Consider the following 16,496-nt stretch of genomic DNA (forward strand, 5'->3'; position numbering starts at 1 on the left):
CCGCAGCCGGCCGCTCCCGCCCAACCGGAGAGACGCATGAGACTGAGCTTCATCGGCGCCGCGCAGGAAGTCACCGGATCGTGTTTTCTCGTCGAGACCGACGAGGTGCGCTTTCTGGTCGACTGCGGCATGTTCCAGGGCGGGCGCGAGGTCCGCGAGCGCAATTTCCAGGGCTGGCCGTTCGATCCGCGCACGCTCGACTTCGTGCTGCTGACACACGCGCACATCGACCACAGCGGCCTGCTGCCACGCCTGTGCGCGCTCGGTTTCAAGGGCCCGATCCACACCACCACGGCCACCGCGGACCTGCTGTCGGTGATGCTGCTCGACAGCGCCTTCATCCAGGAGTCCGACTGGACCCGCGCCCAGCGCAAGCGCGGACGCACGCCCCGCAACGGCGCGGCGCCGGCCGAGCTGCTGTACACGGTGGCACAGGCCGAGGCCTGCCTGGCGCAGGTGCGCGGCGTCGCCTACGACACCGAGCTCAAGCCGCACGCCGACGTGCGCTGCCGCTTCCGCGACGCCGGCCACATCCTCGGCTCGGCGATCGCCGAGATCTGGCTCGACGAGCCCGGCCGCACGCGCAAGCTGGTGTTCTCGGGCGACCTCGGCCAGCCCGGCCGGCCGATCGTGCGCGACCCGACGCCGATCGCCGACGCCGACGTGCTGGTGGTCGAGTCGACCTACGGCAACCGCCTGCACCGGCCGATGCAGGAAACCGTCGACGAGCTGGTGCGGGTGATCGAGGACGTGCTGCGCCGCCGCCAGGGCAACGTCATCATCCCGGCCTTCGCGCTCGGGCGCACGCAGGAGGTGCTGTACCTGCTGACCGACCTGTGCCGCAGCGGCCGGCTGCCACCGCTGCAGGTGTTCGTCGATTCGCCGATGGCCGACAAGGTGACGGCCATCACCGAAAAGCACCCCGAGTTCCTCGACGACGAGACCCGGGCGCAGCTGTCGCAGCGCCACGCACGGCAGGGGCCGCTGCACCTGCGCTTCACCCAGAGCGTCGAGGAATCGATCGAGCTGAACCGCATCAAGGCCGGCGCCATCATCATCGCCGCCAGCGGCATGTGCGACGCCGGGCGCATCAAGCACCACCTGCGCCACCACCTCGGCCGCCCGGAGTGCGCCGTCGTCATCATCGGTTTCCAGGCCGTCGGCACGCTCGGGCGGCGGCTGGTGGACGGCGACAAGCAGGTGCGCATCTTCGGCGAGGAGCTGAAGGTCCGCGCCAGCGTGCACACCATCGGCGGCCTGTCGGCCCACGCCGACCAGGCCGCGCTGCTGGGCTGGCTGCGCGGCTTCAGGCGCGCGCCGGCGCAGACCTTCGTGGTGCACGGCGAGTCGGCCACCGCCTGCGGTTTCGCCGACACCATCGCCGCCGAGCTGGGCTGGCGCGTCGAGGCGCCGCCAGCGGGCGCCCGGATCGAGCTCTGACGGCGGCAGACCGCCGCCTGCGTCGACAATCGGGCCCAACCGCGAAGCCTCGCGGGTGTCATCTGAAAGCACCGTCACATGCCCATCCAGTGGTTTCCGGGTCACATGAACTCGACCAAGAAAGCCATCGCCGAGCGACTGCCGGAAATCGACGTGGTGATCGAGCTGCTCGACGCGCGCCTGCCCGGCTCGAGCGCCAACCCGCTGCTGGCCGACCTGACACGCGGCAAGCCGGCGCTCAAGGTGCTCAACAAGCAGGACCTGGCCGACCCGGCGCGCACCGCGCTGTGGCTGGCCCATTACCAGGCGCGGCCCGGCACGAACGCGATCGGCCTCGATGCCAGCGTCACCGCGCCGGCCCGCCAGCTGATCGCGGCCTGCCGTGAGCTCGCACCGCTGCGCGGCGGCATGGTCAAGCCGGTGCGGGTGCTGATCTGCGGCATCCCGAACGTGGGCAAGTCGACGCTGATCAACACCCTGCTCGGCCAGCGCTCGGCCAAGACCGGTGACGAGCCCGGCATCACCAAGGTCGAACAGCGCCTCACGCTGGCGAGCGATTTCTACCTGTACGACACGCCCGGCATGCTGTGGCCGCGCATCACGGTCGAGCAGAGCGGCTACCACCTCGCGGCCAGCGGCGGCATCGGCCGCAATGCCTACGACGAGGAAGAAGTGGCGCTCGACCTGCTGGCCCGCGTGCGCCCGCACTACGCCGATCGGCTGCAGGCGCGCTACAAGCTGGCCGACCTGGCGGGCCTGAGCGACGAGGCCCTGCTGGCCGACATCGGCCGCAAGCGCGGCGGCCTGATGGCCGGCGGCAAGGTCAACCTGCAGAAGGCCGCCGAGGTCGTCATCACCGACTTCCGCACCGGCACCTGGGGCCGCATCACGCTGGAGACGCCCGACGAGTTCATGCAGTGGCAGGCGGCCGGCCAGGTGCTCGATGCCCAGCGGCAGGCCCGGCGCGATGCGCGCAACCAGAAGAAGATCCCGCAGCGCGACGCAGCAGCAGCAGCCGCGGCGGCGGCGATGAGTACCGACGCCGCGGACGCGCAACCGGACTGACGCCGGCCCGCGTCAGCCGCCCAGCAGACGGCCGAGCCGGTTGCGCTTGGTGGCCAGGTAGCCGGCGTTCCAGGCCCGATCTCGTGGATGTCCAACCTTTGGATGGTGCGCGGCAAATTGATCGCAGCGCAGGCATGAGTGCGCCTGCCAAGCGAGTGCACCAATCTCAAATTCCGGCTTCAGCGCCGGGTGGGCACAGGGACGCTGCTTTTGCTTTGTGCAGAACTTCGCTTTGTGCAGAACTTCGATGAGCGCCCCGCGGTCCTAAACCGGAAAAAATGATAAAACCGCCGGCCCTGCTCCGACTGGCCTGAGGCCGTCCGAGCTCCCCAGCCTCAGCCCGCGCACAGGCGGCGCTGGCTTGCGCCGCATCGCTGCACTCGCCCAGCTCCTGTCCGTTCGAACATGGCAGACCTTTCATGGGTTCGGGTTTCAGCGCTTCGGTTCCACACCATGCAGAAACCTCGCCCATCCTGGCGCGCCGGACTGCGCAATCAACGGTCAGAGAAACCCATGAATAGACGCGATTTCTTGCAGTACGGCGCCATGGCCGCTACCGCCGCCACGCTGCAGGGCTGTGGTGGCGGCAGCGAGCCGGACAAGGAAGCGCCCCAGCCCCGGGTGGTGATTCTGTGGAACAGCGCGGCCCTGGCCGCGGTGCGCGACGCCAAACCCGGTCCGCCGATGGTGGCCCGCTCGTTGGCCGTGATTCACACCGCCATGTTCGATGCCTGGGCCGCCTATGACGCCGTGGCCGTCGGCACCCAGCTGCGCGGTGCGTTGCGCCGCCCCGGAGCCGAGCGCAGCGCCGCAGCCAAGGTCAAGGCCATCAGCCAGGCCGCCTATGCCGCCGGCCTGAACCAGTACCCGGCGCAAAAGCCCATCTTTGACCAACTGATGAGTCAGCTCGGCTTCAGCCCATCGAGCTCCGTCGATCCGGCCCAGCCCGAAGGCATCGGCAACCTCGCCGCGCAGGCCGTGATGGACTACCGCCGCGGCGACGGCGCGAACCAGGACGGCAGCCTGACCGCCTCCGGCATCCCCTACTCGGACTACACCGGCTATGCGCCCGCCAACCCCGCCACCGTGTTCACCGGCGGCACCGTGCTTTCGGCGATTCCGGCCCCCGACCGCTGGCAGCCCCTGACCTTCACTGACGGGGCCGGCATGACCCGCACGCCCGGCTTCATTGCGCCGCACTGGCGTCATGTCCGGTCCTTCGCCATGAGTTCGGCCAGCCAGTTCCGCCCTGCACCGCCGGCAGCCCTGAACACGCCTGCCTTCACCGCCCAGGCCCAGCAACTCGTCGATCTGCTGCCCAACCTGACCGAGAAGCAGAAGTGCATCTCGGAATACTGGGCCGACGGCCCGAGTTCCGAACTGCCGCCGGGGCACTGGAATTTGTTTGCCCAGTACATTTCCACGCGCGACAAGTACGACAACGACCGGGACGTGCGCCTGTTCTTCGCGCTGACGAATGCCATCTTCGACGCCAGCATCGCCACCTGGGAATGCAAGCGCTTCTACGACTACGTGCGCCCCGTCACCGCCATTCGCTACCTGTTCAACAGCCAGACCATCAAGGGCTATGGCGCCGGCGGGCCGGCCGCGGGTGTGGTGAACATCAGTGGGGCCAGCTGGCGCCCCTTCCAGCGCGACACATTCCCGACCCCGCCCTTTGCGGAATACACCTCGGGCCACAGCGCCTTCTCCGCTGCCGGGGCCGAGGTGCTGCGCAGTTTCACCGGCAGCGACAGCTTCGGCCACAGTGCGGTGATTGTCGCCCGCTCCCTGACGGCCGACACCGGCCTGCCGGCCGCGCCGGTCACCCTGGCCTGGGCCAGCTTTACCGAGGCCGCGGAAGAAGCAGGCATGTCCCGTTTGTATGGGGGCCTCCACTTCGCCGACGGCAACAACGCCGGCCGGGACATCGGCATCAAGACCGGCGCCCAAGCCTATGCCAAGGCGCGGCGCTACTGGGAAGGTACCGCCTGATCCGGGTGAGAGCTTGGCGCGCGATGCCGCGGCGGCGAGTGTCGACGCCGCGGATGCACCACCGGACTGACGCCGGCCCGCGTCAGCCGCCCAGCAGGTGCCCGAGCCGGTCGCGCTTGGTGGCCAGGTAGCTGGCGTTCTCGGGGTTGGCCTCGATCTCGTGCGGCTCGCGCTGCTCGATGCGGATACCGTGCTCCTGCAGCGCCAGCAGCTTGAGCGGGTTGTTGCTCATCAGGCACACCGAGCGCACCCCGAAGTCGTGCAGGATCGCCGCCGCCGCCTCGAAGCGCCGGCTGTCGGCCGGGTGGCCCAGCGCCAGGTTGGCCTCCACCGTGTCCAGCCCCTGGTCCTGCAGCGTGTAGGCGCGCAGCTTCTGGTCGATGCCGATGCCGCGCCCCTCGTGCCCGCGCATGTAGATCACCAGCCCGCGCCCGACCTGGGCGATGCGCGCCAGCGCCATCTGCAGCTGCGGGCCGCAGTCGCAGCGCAGCGAGCCGAAGATGTCGCCGGTCAGGCACTCCGAGTGCACCCGCACCAGCACCGCCTCGCCGGCGAGTTCGCCGACGTGCAGCGCCAGGTGCTCGATGCGCGTGGTGAGGTCGAAGTACGACGTCATCGTGAACTCGCCGTGCGGCGTGGGCAGGCGGGCGCTGGCGCCGCGCTCGATGCGGGCCTGCAGGCAGGTGGCGGGTTCGGACTTCATGGCGGTCGGTTCGGGCAATTCCTCTTGATCCGCATGATCGCATCCGCCGGAGCCCGTCGCTGCGGTTGCGGCTGCGGCCACCGTTCGTGCACCGGCAGCGGCCGCGCGCCGGCCGAACCCGTCGGCTTGACCTGCGACAAGTCTGCAGCCCCGTCGCCGTGTAGGCTCACCGTCATGCAGTGATGGCACAAACGTGCCCCGGCATTCAACGCAGAGGACATCCATCTTGAGCAAGACCATCAAGGCGGCAGACGCCGTGGCCCGCATCCCCGACGGGGCGGTGCTGATGATCGGCGGCTTCATGGGCGTGGGCACCCCCCATCGCCTGGTCGACGAACTGGTGCGCCAGGGCAAGCGCGACCTGACCGTGATCGCCAACGACACCGCGCGCCCCGGCGTCGGCATCGGCAAACTGATCAGCGCCGGGCTGGTGAAGCGGGCGATCGTCAGCCACATCGGCACCAACCCCGAGACCCAGGCGCAGATGATCGCCGGCAAGCTCGAGGTCGACCTGGTGCCCCAGGGCACGCTGGCCGAGCGCGTGCGCGCCGGCGGCTACGGGCTGGGCGGCGTGCTCACGCCCACCGGCGTGGGCACGGTGGTGGCCGACGGCAAGCGCACGCTCGAGATCGAGGGCCGCCTGTTCCTGCTGGAGCTGCCGCTGCGGGCCGATTTCGCGCTCGTCAACGCCCGCCAGGCCGACCACATCGGCAACCTCGCCTACGCGCTGACGGCGCGCAACTTCAACCCGCTGATCGCGATGGCCGCCGACGTCGTGCTGGCCGAGCCGCAGGAGATCGTGCCGGTCGGCGTGATCCCGCCCGACGCCGTCATGACGCCGTCGGTGGTCGTCACCCACATCATCGCCAAGGAGTCCGCACATGGATGACAAGCTGCTCATCGCCTCGCGCGTGGCCCAGGAACTGCGCCCCGGCACGCTCGTCAACCTCGGCATCGGCCTGCCCACGCTGGTCGCCGGCCTGGTGCCGCGCGACGCGCACATCTTCTTCCAGTCCGAGAACGGCATCATCGGCATGCAGTCGGTGCCCGAACACGGCCTCGAAGACGACGACCTGACCGACGCGGGCGGGCGCCCGATCAGCGCCCTGCCCGGCGCGGCCACCTTCGACAGCGCGATGTCCTTCGGCCTCATCCGCGGCGGCCACCTCGACGTCACGGTGCTCGGCGGCCTGCAGGTCGACCGCAACGGCCGGCTGGCCAACTGGATGGTGCCCGGCAAGATGGTGCCCGGCATGGGCGGCGCGATGGACCTCGTCACCGGCGCGCGCCGCGTGATCGTGGCCATGACGCACACCGCCAAGGGCGAGCACAAGATCGTCGACGCGCTGACGCTGCCGCTGACCTCGTCGCGCTGCGTCGACCTGATCGTCACCGAACTGGCGGTGCTGCTGCCGACGTCGGCCGGCATGGTGCTCAAGGAACTGGCGCCGGGCGTGACGGTCGAGCAGGTGCAGGCGGCCACCGGCACCCGGCTGATCGTGCCCGAGGACGTGCCGACGATGGGCACCGTGCAGTCCTGACGGCAGCGGGCCCGGACGGGGCGCGCCTCTAGAATCACGCCCCCTTTCCAGCCACCCGCCAGCCGCCAGCCGGATGGTCCGAGCGCCATGAACATCGTCGTCAACGCAGAACTCCAGGCCTACATCGACCCGCTGACCGCGGAGGAACTCGAGGCCCTGGAGCGCAGCCTGCTGGCCGAAGGCTGCCGCGACGCGCTGGTGCTGTGGGGCGACGTGCTGGTCGACGGCCACAACCGCCATCGCCTGTGCCTCAAGCACGGCCTGCCGTTCCGGACGGTGCAGAACCCGCGCTTCAAGTCGCTCGAGGACGTGCACCTGTGGATGATCGACCAGCACCTGGGCCGGCGCAGCGTCTCGAACTTCCAGCGCGGCCTGCTGGCGCTGCGCAAGAGCGAGATCGTCGCCGGGCAACGGGCCCGGGCCTTCGCGCCGCAGCCCGCCGAGCCGGCCCGCGACGAGCCCGCCCCGCCGGCAGCAGCCGAGACGGCCCCGCCGCCCACGCCCGCCGCCACCAGCCCGGCACCCGAGCGCATGGACAGCCGCGAGGCGATCGCCAAGGCGGCGCGCCTGAGCAGCAACCAGGTCGTGATGATCGAGCGCATCCGCAAGCAGGCCGCGCCCGAGGTGGTCGCGGCGGTGCGCGCGGGCACGATCTCGATCAACGCCGCCGCCGCGGTCGCCACCCTGCCGGCCGAGGAACAGATCGCCGCCGCCACGGCAGGTGCCGACGAGCTGAAGCAGGCCGCCAGGCGCGTGCGCGAAGCCCGCAGCAAACCGCCCAAGCCGCGCGAGACGCCGGCCGCGTCGGAGCAAGACACCGAGCCCGACGAGCTTGAGATGCTGCGTGAACGCGTCACGCAGCTCACCGCCGAAAACCTCGACCTGCGCCGGCAGCTGGCCGAACTGCAGGCGCTGCAGGCTCGAACGCCGTGACCCGTACGCTGCTGATCGTCTACCACTCGATGACCGGCGGGACCCGCCAGATGGCCGAAGCGGCCGCCGAGGCCGCCCGGTGCGAGGCGGCCGGCGCAGCCGACGACAGCGCCGGCGTGCCGGTCGAGGTGCGGCTGCTGCACGCCAGCGCCGCCGGCCCGGCCGACGTGCTGGCGGCGCACGGCTACCTGTTCGCGACGCCGGAAAACCTCGCCGCGATCGCCGGGCTGATGAAGGATTTCTTCGACCGCAGCTACTACGGCGCGCTCGACCGCATCAACGGGCGACCCTACGCCAGCCTGATCTGCGCCGGCAGCGACGGCCGCAACGCGGCCCGCCAGATCGAACGCGTCGCCACCGGCTGGCGGCTGGTCGCGGTGGCCGAGCCGCTGATCGTCTGCACCCATGCGCAGACCCCCGAGCAGATCCTGCAGACCCAGCAGATCGCCGCGGCGGATCTGCAGCGCTGCGCGGAGCTGGGCGCGGCGATGGCGGCCGGGCTGGCGCTCGGGGTGTACTGACGCCTCAAGGCTTGGGCGGGGGCGTGTAGAACGGCTCCGTGCTGAGGCTGTTGGCCAGCCGCTCCAGTTCCTTGATCATCGGCCCGCGCAGCGCCTGCTGGCCGTTTTCGCCCTGGAAGTTGCTGCGCACCGCGGTCGGAAAGTGCAGCCGCACCCAGGCCGACGCCGCATCGATGGCGCCCTCGGTGGCGCTGTCGGAAAAACGCACCGAGCTGGCGTGTTCGGGGTCGTAGAAGATGTAGGACTGGTCGGGCTCTCGCACCACCGGCTTGACCGGCGTGTCGGTCCAGCGCAGCCGCGCCAGCAGCTGCACGCGGCCCTTGTGGCCCTTGGGCGTCTTGAAAAGCCAGATGTTGTCGGGCGCGCCGTCTTTGAGCTCGGCCAGCTTGTCGCGGTTGGATCGAAAACTTCCGACGCGACCCGCCTTGAGGTCTTCGTTGAAATCTTTCCAGTAGAAGAACACGTCCATGTCAGCTTTCCAGCCCTGTCGAGAGAGCATTTGAGTGGGCGGCGAGGTCGACAGACTTCGCCGCGGGGGGCAGGATCAGCCGTTGAGCAGGGCCTTGGCCATGTTGCGCAGCGCGGCTGCGTCGAGTGCCTTGGTGGGCTGCGACTCGCAGATCACCGCCAGGCGATCGAGGATGCCGGCCGCGAACCGGTGCGCGGCGGCGAGCGTTTCTGCGTCGCTGTCGTAGGTGTCGTAGGCCTCGACGGCCACGCCGCTGTCGGATGCGATCGCCTTGACGTCGATCTTCGTGGAGGGCGTCGTTCTGGTTGCCATGATCTAGCTCTGTGATGTTGCGGAGACCGCCTGACTTTAGCCTCAGCCGGCACGCCCGCCCGAGCGACGCCGCGCGGGGGGCTCAGGACATGAACTTGTCGCGCACGATCTCGGCCAGCAGCGGCACCACGCTGACGGCATTGCTGGCGTGCGGCACGCAGTCGGTGCTCCAGATGTGGCGCACGCCGGCTTGCCGCAGCAGCGTGTGCGCGTCGCCCACGAACAGCGCGTGCGTGACCGCCACGTCGACGCTGGCGGCGCCGCCCTCGAGGCACTGCCTCGTGGCGTCGAGCAGGGTGCGGCCGGTGCTGGCGATGTCGTCGATCAGCACCACCGCGCGGCCCTGCAGCGCCAGGCCGGGCGGCAAGGTGACGCGCACGTCGCGGTCGCCGCTGCGCTGCTTGACGCAGCAGGCGTGGTCGAGCGGCTGCGGCCGGCCGAGCGCGGTGGCGCCGTCGCGCGCGGCACACCGCACCCAGGGCGCCGATTCTTCGTCCGGGCCGAGCAGCAGCACGTCGCGCACCTGGCGCGCCGCCCAGGCACCGAGCAGGCCGGCGGCCGACAGGCTGACGCCGCGGCCGGCGGGCATCACCTCGTCGAGCGAGGCGATGCGGTGCAGGTGCGGATCGACCGTGATCACGGCGTCGAAATGCTGCGCCAGCAGGCGCGCGATGTGGCGCTGGCTGACCGACTCGCCGGGCGTGAAGGCGATGTCCTGGCGCATGTAGGCCAGGTAGGGGCTGACCAGCAGCAGCCGCTGCGCGCCCAGCTCGCGGGCGCTCGGCGCGCCGATCAGCAGCTCGACCAGCTTCTCGTTGGGCTGCTGCAGGCCGCGCCAGATCAGCACGCTGCCGTGCAGCGCCGCGGGCAGTCGCAGCCTGATCTCGCCGTCGGGGAAACGGTGGCGCCCGATCAGCGCCAGCGGCACGCCCAGCGTGCGCGCCAGCGCGCCGGCCGGGGCCTGTTCGTCGTCGAAGGCGAGAACCTGGCTGATCGTCATGACGGGCGGGTGGTGGCGGCGACGGTGTAGCCGCTGTCGCGCGCGGCCAAGTCGCGCGAGAACCCCAGGTCGGCGGCGTAGCAGGCGTGGATGCGGTAGAGCGGCTGGCCGGCCTGCACCGCATCGCCCTGCTTGCGCAACAGGTCGACGCCGGCGCCGATCACCTGCGGGGCGCCGGCCAGGCGGGCGATGCGGGCGAGCTGCAGGTTGTCGATCGCGCTGACCGCGCCGTCGGCCGGCGCGATCACCTCGTGCGTCATCTCGCCGAGCGCGGGCGGCTGCAGGCGGCGGCCCTGGGCGTCGATCAGGGCGTTCATCTGCGCCAGCGCACGGCCCGATTCGAGGATGTCGCGGGCGATGCGCCAGCCGTCGCCGCCGCGCACGTCGGGGTCGAACTCGATCACGCGGCCGGCCAGGCGCAGCGACTTGTCGCGCAGGTCGGCCGGCGCCGCCGGGTCGTTGCGCAGCACGCGCATCACGTCGCGCGCCTCCAGCACCGGGCCGATGCCGCTGCCGATCGGCTGGCTGCCGTCGGTGATCACCACCTCGAGGTGCAGGCCGAGCCGGTCGGCGACGTACTCGAACAGCTTGCGCAGCTGCTGCGCGGCCGGCATCGAGCGCACCTTGGCGGTCGGGCCGACGGGGATGTCGAGCACCAGGTGGGTCGAGCCGGCGGCGATCTTCTTGGACAGGATCGAGGCCACCATCTGGCCGGGCGAGTCGATCGCCAGCGGCCGCTCGACCGAGATCAGGATGTCGTCGGCCGGCGACAGCCCGGCGCGGCCACCCCACACCAGGCAGCCGTTGGTGTCGCGCACGATCTGCGTCAGCCGCTCGAAGGGCAGCTCGACCTCGGCCAGCACCTCCATCGTGTCGGCGGTGCCGGCCGGCGAGGTGATGGCGCGCGACGAGGTCTTGGGGCACAGCATGCCGTGCGCCGTGACGATCGGCACCACCAGCATCGAGGTGCGGTTGCCCGGGATGCCGCCGATGCAGTGCTTGTCGACCACCGGCCCGCCGCGCACCTGGTGCTGCCAGTCGAGCCGGCGGCCGGCGGCGATCATGGCCTCGGTGAGGTGCAGCACCTCGTCGCGGTCGAGGTCGTAGCCGTTGGTGGCGACCACGAAGGCGGCCAGCTCGATCTTGGAATAACGCGCCTGGGCGATGTCGCGCACGATCGCGTGCAGGTCGTCGCGCGACAGCCGCTCGCCGCCGATCTTGCGGTGCAGCGCGCCGATCGAGGCAGGCGGCTCGGCCGGCGCCACATGGGCGGCGTGACCCTCGGGCACGTTCATGCGTGCGAAGGCGTCTTCGGACAGGCCCAGCTCGCAGGCCTGCACGATGCGCTCGTCGTCGACCACGTTGAGCACCGCGCTGATGGTGGTGCCGTTGGCGTGCACCGTCACCTTCGACAGCGCCTGGAAACCCGAGGCCCGCACCACCGGGCAGTCGCGGTGCAGGTAGGCGACGTTCTCGCGCCAGGTGTCGATGGCGACGCGGCGGATGCGCAGGTCAGGCGGGTTCATGCACACACCCTCGGGTTCGGGGCCGGACGGCCGCGCTCAGATCGGCAACTGGTAGCGATGGCCCTTGTAGCGCAGCACGGCGGCGTTCAGGCGGATCTGCTCGAGCACCAGGTTGGGCTGGATCAGGTCGCCCTCCATGTAGATCACGCCGTTGATGATGAGGCTTCGACGCGGCGGGTCTTCGAGCTGGATCAAGCCGCCGAACACCAGGTTCGGCAGTTCGCGGGCGATCTCGGCCGGCAGGTCGGCGGGCGCGTGGATGCGGCCGTCCGGCTGGGCGACGGGCGCGGCATTCGGCTGCGCATCCGGCGGGCGGGGCGGCGTGACGACGGCTGCGCTCGCAGCCGGCACCGCGGTCGAGACCGATGCGGCGGCGGCCGCCGCCTTGACGCGCGCCGGTGCGGCCACCGACGCCGCCGCCGGCAGCGCCGCGGCGGGTGCCGCCGAGGGCACGGACGGCAGACCCGGCGGGGCGGCTTCGGCGCGCACCACACGATCCTTGACGGGCGCCGGCAGGGGCGCCGGCACCGCCGCAGCCGGCACGGCGGCCGGGGCCTGCGCGGCGGCGGTGATGCCGGTGACCGCGGCGACCTCGGGGCCGGGCACGACATCGGCCGTCGCCCATTGCCACCACAGCCGCACGCCCATCACCAGCAGCACGGCGCCGACCATGCCCGCCAGCAGCCAGAGCCACGGGTTGCCGCGACCGAGCAGCCGGCGGTCGACGTAGACCGGCACGCCGGCATGGGTGTTCAGGCCCGGCAGCGAGCCGCGGTCGCGCTCGGCCTCGGCCCGGCGCAGCGCATCGAGGATGTAGGACATGGGCTACCTCAGGACTTCGAGGCGCGGCTCGTCGACCCCGAGCGCGCGGTTGAGTTTCATCATCGTGACCGGCCCGATCAGGCCGTCGGGCTGCAGCGCCTGGGTCACCTGGAAGGCGTGGATGCGCGCCCGCAGGCTGGCCTCGGCCGACGCCGATGCGGCGCCGCCGTCCGGGCCCGACGGCACCGGCAGCTGCTGGCTCAGCATCTGAGCCACCGCGGTCGATTGCGAGCCCGGGCTCTGCTCGAGGTAGCCGGGTGGCGCGCGCCAGAAGGTCGTGAACTCGCCGCGCCAGACCTGCGCCAGGCTCAGCAGCGGCACCTTGATGCGGCCGTCGGCGGTCTGCAGCAGCGCCAGCTGGTCGTTCACGCCCAGCAGCAGCACGTGGCCACGCTGGTTGTTGGCGTTGACCAGCGTCAGCGTGCCGGGCCGGTCGAGCTGCTGCACCAGCGCCAGGCTGACGGTGGACCGATAGCAGATCAGCTGCTTGCGCCGGGCCTCGTCGCAGACGTCGCCGCCGCCGAGCAGCTCGCCCCAGCCGCGCGACAGCACGCGCAAGGCCTGCTGCTCGGTGCGCCAGCCGTAGGCGACGTCGAGCCGGTCGAGGGTGGGCGCGCCGAAGCCGGCGGCTTCGGGCACCGCCGCCGCCGCGCCGGCCGCAAGCGCCGCAGCGCCCTGGCCGTTCGCCGAGCTGGCGCCTGCCGGCGCAGCCGCGCCGGCCACCCGGCGCAGCAGGCCGCTCTGCCAGGCGCTCGCGGCCAGCCCCACCGCCACCGCCAGCACCACCATGCCGGTGCCCCAGGCGAGCATGCGGAACTGGTTGCCGCGATCGGCGGCACGGCGGGCGGCGCGCTGGGCGGCGTCGTCGAAGACCTCACGCGCCGCCTTCTTCACCACCTCGCGGCCGACCCGCGACTGGCCGTGCGCATAGGCGCCCAGCAAGGCGCGGTCGCACAGCAGGTTGATGCGCCGCGGCACGCCACGCGAGAGCCGGTGGATGCGCTGCAGCTCCTTGCGGTCGAACGGCGAGGCCGAACCCAGGCCCGCCACGCGCAGCCGGTGCAGCACGTACTGCGCGGTCTCGGACTCCGACAGCGGCTGGAGGTGGAAACGCGCGATCACCCGCTGCGCCAGCTGCTCCAGCTCGGGACGCGCCAGCATGTCGCGCAGCTCGGGCTGGCCGATCAGCACGATCTGCAGCAGCTTGCGCTCGGCGGTCTCGAGGTTGGTCAGCAGGCGCAGCTGCTCGAGCAGATCGACCGACAGGTTCTGCGCCTCGTCGATCACCAGCACGCTGTTGCGCCCGCCGGCATGGGCATCGAGCAGGAAGCGGTTGAGCGGCGCCACGTAGTCCTGCACCGTCACGCCCGGCGTGCCGGCCGAGGGCGCGTCGACGCCGAACTCCTCGCACACGGCCTTGAGCAGCTCGTGCACGGTGAGCTTGGGGTTGAAGATGTAGGCGAAGTTGCACTGCTCCGGGATCTGCTCCAGGAAACAGCGGCACACCGTGGTCTTGCCCGCACCGATCTCGCCGGTCAGCAGCACGAAACCGCCGCCGCCGCGGATGCCGTAGAGCAGGTGAGCCAGGGCCTCACGGTGGTGCTCGCTCATGTACAGGTAGCGCGGATCGGGGGCGATCGAAAACGGCTCCTGCTGCAGACCGAAAAATGACGCGTACATGGCCTTGAGCATAGCGGCCCGCATCGGCGCGACGGCGCGGCGGCACGCAGGCGTCGCATCCTTCGCCGACCGCCAACCGTACACGGGCCTGACGGATCCGGGCGAGGTGCCGTTGCAACACCATCCGGCCGAGTAAGGGAAGACCCTGCTGCGGTCCGAGACGAAACGTCAGGTGATGGTCAGTGCATTTACGCACAGTCGAGCCAGAACCTGCAGTTACGTATTTGCAGGGTTTTGACATCTCTCTGAGGAGACCTCAAATGAACGATGACATCGTGGTCCGGATCCGGGCCAATCCGAAATACAAGGAGCTGAAAGCCAAGCGCACGTCGTTCGGCGTTCTGCTGACGATCCTGATGATGGTCGTCTACTACGGCTACATCGCGCTGATCGCCTGGAACAAGCCGTTCCTGGCGCAGCCCCTGGGTTCCGGCGTGACCACCGTCGGCGTGCCGCTGGGCATGGCCGTGATCGTGTTCACCATCGTGATCACGGGCATCTACGTGCGTCGCGCCAACACCGAGTTCGACGCCCTCACGGCTCAGATCCTGAAGGAAGAAGTCAAATGAAGCGGATTTCTGCAACTCGCAACGTCACGGTGGCGCTGATCGCGCTGCTGGCCGGCGCCGCGGCCTGGGCCGCAGGTGCTGACGTCGGCCAGGCCGCCAAGCAGGCGACCAACTGGACCGCCATCGGCATGTTCGCCGCCTTCGTGGCCGGCACGCTCTACATCACAAAGTGGGCCGCCGCCAAGACCAAGTCGGCTGCCGACTTCTACACCGGCGGTGGCGGCATCACCGGCTTCCAGAACGGCCTGGCGATCGCCGGCGACTACATGTCGGCCGCTTCGTTCCTGGGCATCTCGGCAGCCGTGATGGCTTCCGGCTACGACGGCCTGATCTTCTCGATCGGCTTCCTGGTCGGCTGGCCGGTCATCACCTTCCTGATGGCCGAGCGCCTGCGCAACCTCGGCAAGTTCACGTTTGCCGACGTCGCCGGTTACCGCTTCAAGCCGGGCCCGATCCGCGCCTTCGCGGCCTCGGGCACGCTGGTCGTGGTGGCGTTCTACCTGATCGCGCAGATGGTCGGTGCCGGCCAGCTCATCAAGCTGCTGTTCGGCCTGGAGTACTGGATGGCGGTGGTCATCGTCGGCGCGCTGATGATGATCTACGTGCTGTTCGGCGGCATGACGGCCACCACCTGGGTGCAGATCATCAAGGCCTGCCTGCTGCTGTCGGGCGTGACCTTCATGGCCTTCATGGTGATGTCGCAGTTCGGCTTCTCGCCTGAAGCGCTGTTCGCCCAGGGCGTGGCGGTCAAGTCGGCCATCGCGGTCAATGCCAAGGCAGCAGCCGTTGCCGCTGCCGCGGCCAGTGCGGCCGTGGCGACCACGCCCGAAGCCGTGGCAGCCGCTGCTGCGGCCGTGACCAAGGCCGAAGCCATCGATCCGGCCAAGGTCGGCCTGGCCCTGATGGGCCCGGGCGGCTTCATCAAGGACCCGATCTCGGCGATCAGCTTCGGCATGGCGCTGATGTTCGGCACCGCCGGCCTGCCGCACATCCTGATGCGCTTCTTCACGGTGCCTGATGCCAAGGAAGCCCGCAAGTCGGTGTTCTGGGCGACCACCTGGATCGGCTACTTCTACATCCTGATCTTCATCATCGGCTTCGGCGCGATCACCCTGGTGCTGACCAACCCCGAGTACTCGGATGTTGCCAAGGGCGTCATCCTGGGCGGCGCGGGCACGGCCAACATGGCGGCGGTGCTGGTGGCCAAGGCGGTCGGCGGCAACGTGTTCTACGGCTTCATCTCGGCGGTGGCCTTCGCGACCATCCTCGCGGTGGTGGCCGGCCTGACGCTGTCGGGTGCCTCGGCGGTGTCGCATGACATCTATGCCACGCTGATCAAGAAGGGCAAGGCAGACAGCGCAGCTGAACTGAAGGTCTCGCGCATCACCACCCTGGCGCTCGGCGTCCTGGCGGTCACGCTGGGCATCGTGTTCGAGAAGCAGAACATCGCCTTCATGGTGTCGCTGGCCTTCGCGATCGCGGCCTCGGCCAACTTCCCGGTGCTCTTCATGAGCGTGCTGTGGAAGGACTGCACCACCAAGGGTGCGGTGATCGGCGGCTTCCTGGGCCTGTTCTCGTCGGTCGCGCTGACCATCGTGTCGCCGTCGGTGTGGGAAGCCACGCTCGGCAACCCGAAGGGCTCGGCCTGGTTCCCGTACAGCTCGCCGGCGCTGTTCTCGATGACGATCGCCTTCGTCAGCATCTGGCTGATCTCGATCCTCGACCGCAGCCCGCAGGCGGCCAAGGAACGTGCCCTGTTCGACGCGCAGCAAGTGCGCAGCGAAACCGGTCTCGGCGCTGCCGGTGCCTCGGGTCACTGATCGATCTCTGGTCCAATGAAAAGGCCGGGCGCAAGCCCGGCCTTTTTTCATTGTCCGGACGCAGTTCGACTTGACGCAAGACAAGCGGGACAGCGCGCCG

Annotated in this window: 16 protein-coding genes; 9 read left to right on the forward strand and 7 right to left on the reverse strand. The window is 70.3% G+C overall.

Features of this window, described 5'->3' with window-relative positions; all coding sequences use genetic code 11:
* Nucleotides 1-36 precede the first annotated feature (36 nt).
* From LCHO_RS12415 to LCHO_RS12425, 3 genes are all read left to right on the forward strand, one after another.
* Entirely contained in the window at nucleotides 37-1,440 is a 1,404-nt protein-coding gene (locus LCHO_RS12415) for an MBL fold metallo-hydrolase RNA specificity domain-containing protein (protein ID WP_012347507.1), read from the forward strand.
* A 78-nt stretch (nucleotides 1,441-1,518) separates the two neighbouring features.
* Nucleotides 1,519-2,505, forward strand: a complete 987-nt coding sequence (gene ylqF / locus LCHO_RS12420; protein ID WP_012347508.1) for a ribosome biogenesis GTPase YlqF — start codon at nucleotides 1,519-1,521, stop codon at nucleotides 2,503-2,505.
* A 513-nt stretch (nucleotides 2,506-3,018) separates the two neighbouring features.
* Nucleotides 3,019-4,500 carry a vanadium-dependent haloperoxidase gene (locus LCHO_RS12425; RefSeq protein ID WP_012347509.1) on the forward strand — a complete coding sequence of 494 codons (1,482 nt, stop codon included), beginning with the start codon at nucleotides 3,019-3,021 and terminating at the stop codon, nucleotides 4,498-4,500.
* An 82-nt stretch (nucleotides 4,501-4,582) separates the two neighbouring features.
* Here LCHO_RS12425 and ribA read toward each other — a convergent pair whose 3' ends face one another.
* Nucleotides 4,583-5,203, reverse strand: a complete 621-nt coding sequence (ribA, locus tag LCHO_RS12430) for a GTP cyclohydrolase II (RefSeq protein ID WP_012347510.1) — start codon at nucleotides 5,201-5,203, stop codon at nucleotides 4,583-4,585.
* 226 nt (nucleotides 5,204-5,429) lie between these two features.
* Here ribA and LCHO_RS12435 point away from each other — a divergent pair, with 226 nt between their 5' ends.
* The 4 genes from LCHO_RS12435 (at nucleotide 5,430) to LCHO_RS12450 (ending at nucleotide 8,198) form a co-directional block, all read left to right on the forward strand.
* Nucleotides 5,430-6,092 carry a CoA transferase subunit A gene (locus tag LCHO_RS12435; protein ID WP_012347511.1) on the forward strand — a complete coding sequence of 221 codons (663 nt, stop codon included), beginning with the start codon at nucleotides 5,430-5,432 and terminating at the stop codon, nucleotides 6,090-6,092.
* Nucleotides 6,085-6,744, forward strand: a complete 660-nt coding sequence (locus tag LCHO_RS12440; protein ID WP_012347512.1) for a 3-oxoacid CoA-transferase subunit B — start codon at nucleotides 6,085-6,087, stop codon at nucleotides 6,742-6,744. The genes LCHO_RS12435 and LCHO_RS12440 overlap by 8 nt, the downstream gene beginning before the upstream one ends.
* A gap of 87 nt (nucleotides 6,745-6,831) precedes the next feature.
* Nucleotides 6,832-7,677, forward strand: coding sequence for a ParB N-terminal domain-containing protein (locus LCHO_RS12445; RefSeq protein ID WP_012347513.1), 846 nt, complete (start codon nucleotides 6,832-6,834; stop codon nucleotides 7,675-7,677).
* A 29-nt stretch (nucleotides 7,678-7,706) separates the two neighbouring features.
* Nucleotides 7,707-8,198, forward strand: coding sequence for a flavodoxin family protein (locus LCHO_RS12450; RefSeq protein WP_050757497.1), 492 nt, complete (start codon nucleotides 7,707-7,709; stop codon nucleotides 8,196-8,198).
* Between the two features lie 4 nt (nucleotides 8,199-8,202).
* On the opposite strand, the gene LCHO_RS12455 is transcribed toward LCHO_RS12450, so the two are convergent.
* From LCHO_RS12455 to LCHO_RS12480, 6 genes are all read right to left on the reverse strand, one after another.
* Nucleotides 8,203-8,697 (reverse strand): hypothetical protein, encoded by a 495-nt coding sequence (locus LCHO_RS12455; RefSeq protein WP_150105467.1) that lies wholly within the window; start codon nucleotides 8,695-8,697, stop codon nucleotides 8,203-8,205.
* A gap of 45 nt (nucleotides 8,698-8,742) precedes the next feature.
* Nucleotides 8,743-8,979, reverse strand: a complete 237-nt coding sequence (locus LCHO_RS12460) for a hypothetical protein (protein ID WP_012347516.1) — start codon at nucleotides 8,977-8,979, stop codon at nucleotides 8,743-8,745.
* A gap of 82 nt (nucleotides 8,980-9,061) precedes the next feature.
* Nucleotides 9,062-9,979 (reverse strand): ribose-phosphate pyrophosphokinase, encoded by a 918-nt coding sequence (locus LCHO_RS12465; protein ID WP_012347517.1) that lies wholly within the window; start codon nucleotides 9,977-9,979, stop codon nucleotides 9,062-9,064.
* The gene (locus tag LCHO_RS12470; protein ID WP_012347518.1) at nucleotides 9,976-11,505 is read right to left on the reverse strand and encodes a thymidine phosphorylase family protein; all 1,530 of its coding nucleotides are present in this window, start codon (nucleotides 11,503-11,505) and stop codon (nucleotides 9,976-9,978) included. The genes LCHO_RS12465 and LCHO_RS12470 overlap by 4 nt, the downstream gene beginning before the upstream one ends.
* Before the next feature lie 36 nt (nucleotides 11,506-11,541).
* Nucleotides 11,542-12,327 (reverse strand): general secretion pathway protein GspB, encoded by a 786-nt coding sequence (locus LCHO_RS12475; protein WP_012347519.1) that lies wholly within the window; start codon nucleotides 12,325-12,327, stop codon nucleotides 11,542-11,544.
* A 3-nt stretch (nucleotides 12,328-12,330) separates the two neighbouring features.
* Nucleotides 12,331-14,007 carry an ExeA family protein gene (locus LCHO_RS12480; protein WP_043705314.1) on the reverse strand — a complete coding sequence of 559 codons (1,677 nt, stop codon included), beginning with the start codon at nucleotides 14,005-14,007 and terminating at the stop codon, nucleotides 12,331-12,333.
* Nucleotides 14,008-14,267: 260 nt separating this feature from the next.
* Between LCHO_RS12480 and LCHO_RS12485 the strand changes: the two genes are divergently transcribed.
* Both LCHO_RS12485 and LCHO_RS12490 read left to right on the forward strand, forming a co-directional pair.
* Nucleotides 14,268-14,576 (forward strand): DUF485 domain-containing protein, encoded by a 309-nt coding sequence (locus LCHO_RS12485; protein ID WP_012347521.1) that lies wholly within the window; start codon nucleotides 14,268-14,270, stop codon nucleotides 14,574-14,576.
* On the forward strand, nucleotides 14,573-16,396 hold the full coding sequence (locus LCHO_RS12490; RefSeq protein WP_012347522.1) for a cation acetate symporter: 1,824 nt from the start codon (nucleotides 14,573-14,575) through the stop codon (nucleotides 16,394-16,396). The genes LCHO_RS12485 and LCHO_RS12490 overlap by 4 nt, the downstream gene beginning before the upstream one ends.
* Nucleotides 16,397-16,496 lie beyond the last annotated feature (100 nt).

The organism is Leptothrix cholodnii SP-6, from assembly GCF_000019785.1.
Classification (GTDB): domain Bacteria; phylum Pseudomonadota; class Gammaproteobacteria; order Burkholderiales; family Burkholderiaceae_C; genus Sphaerotilus; species Sphaerotilus cholodnii.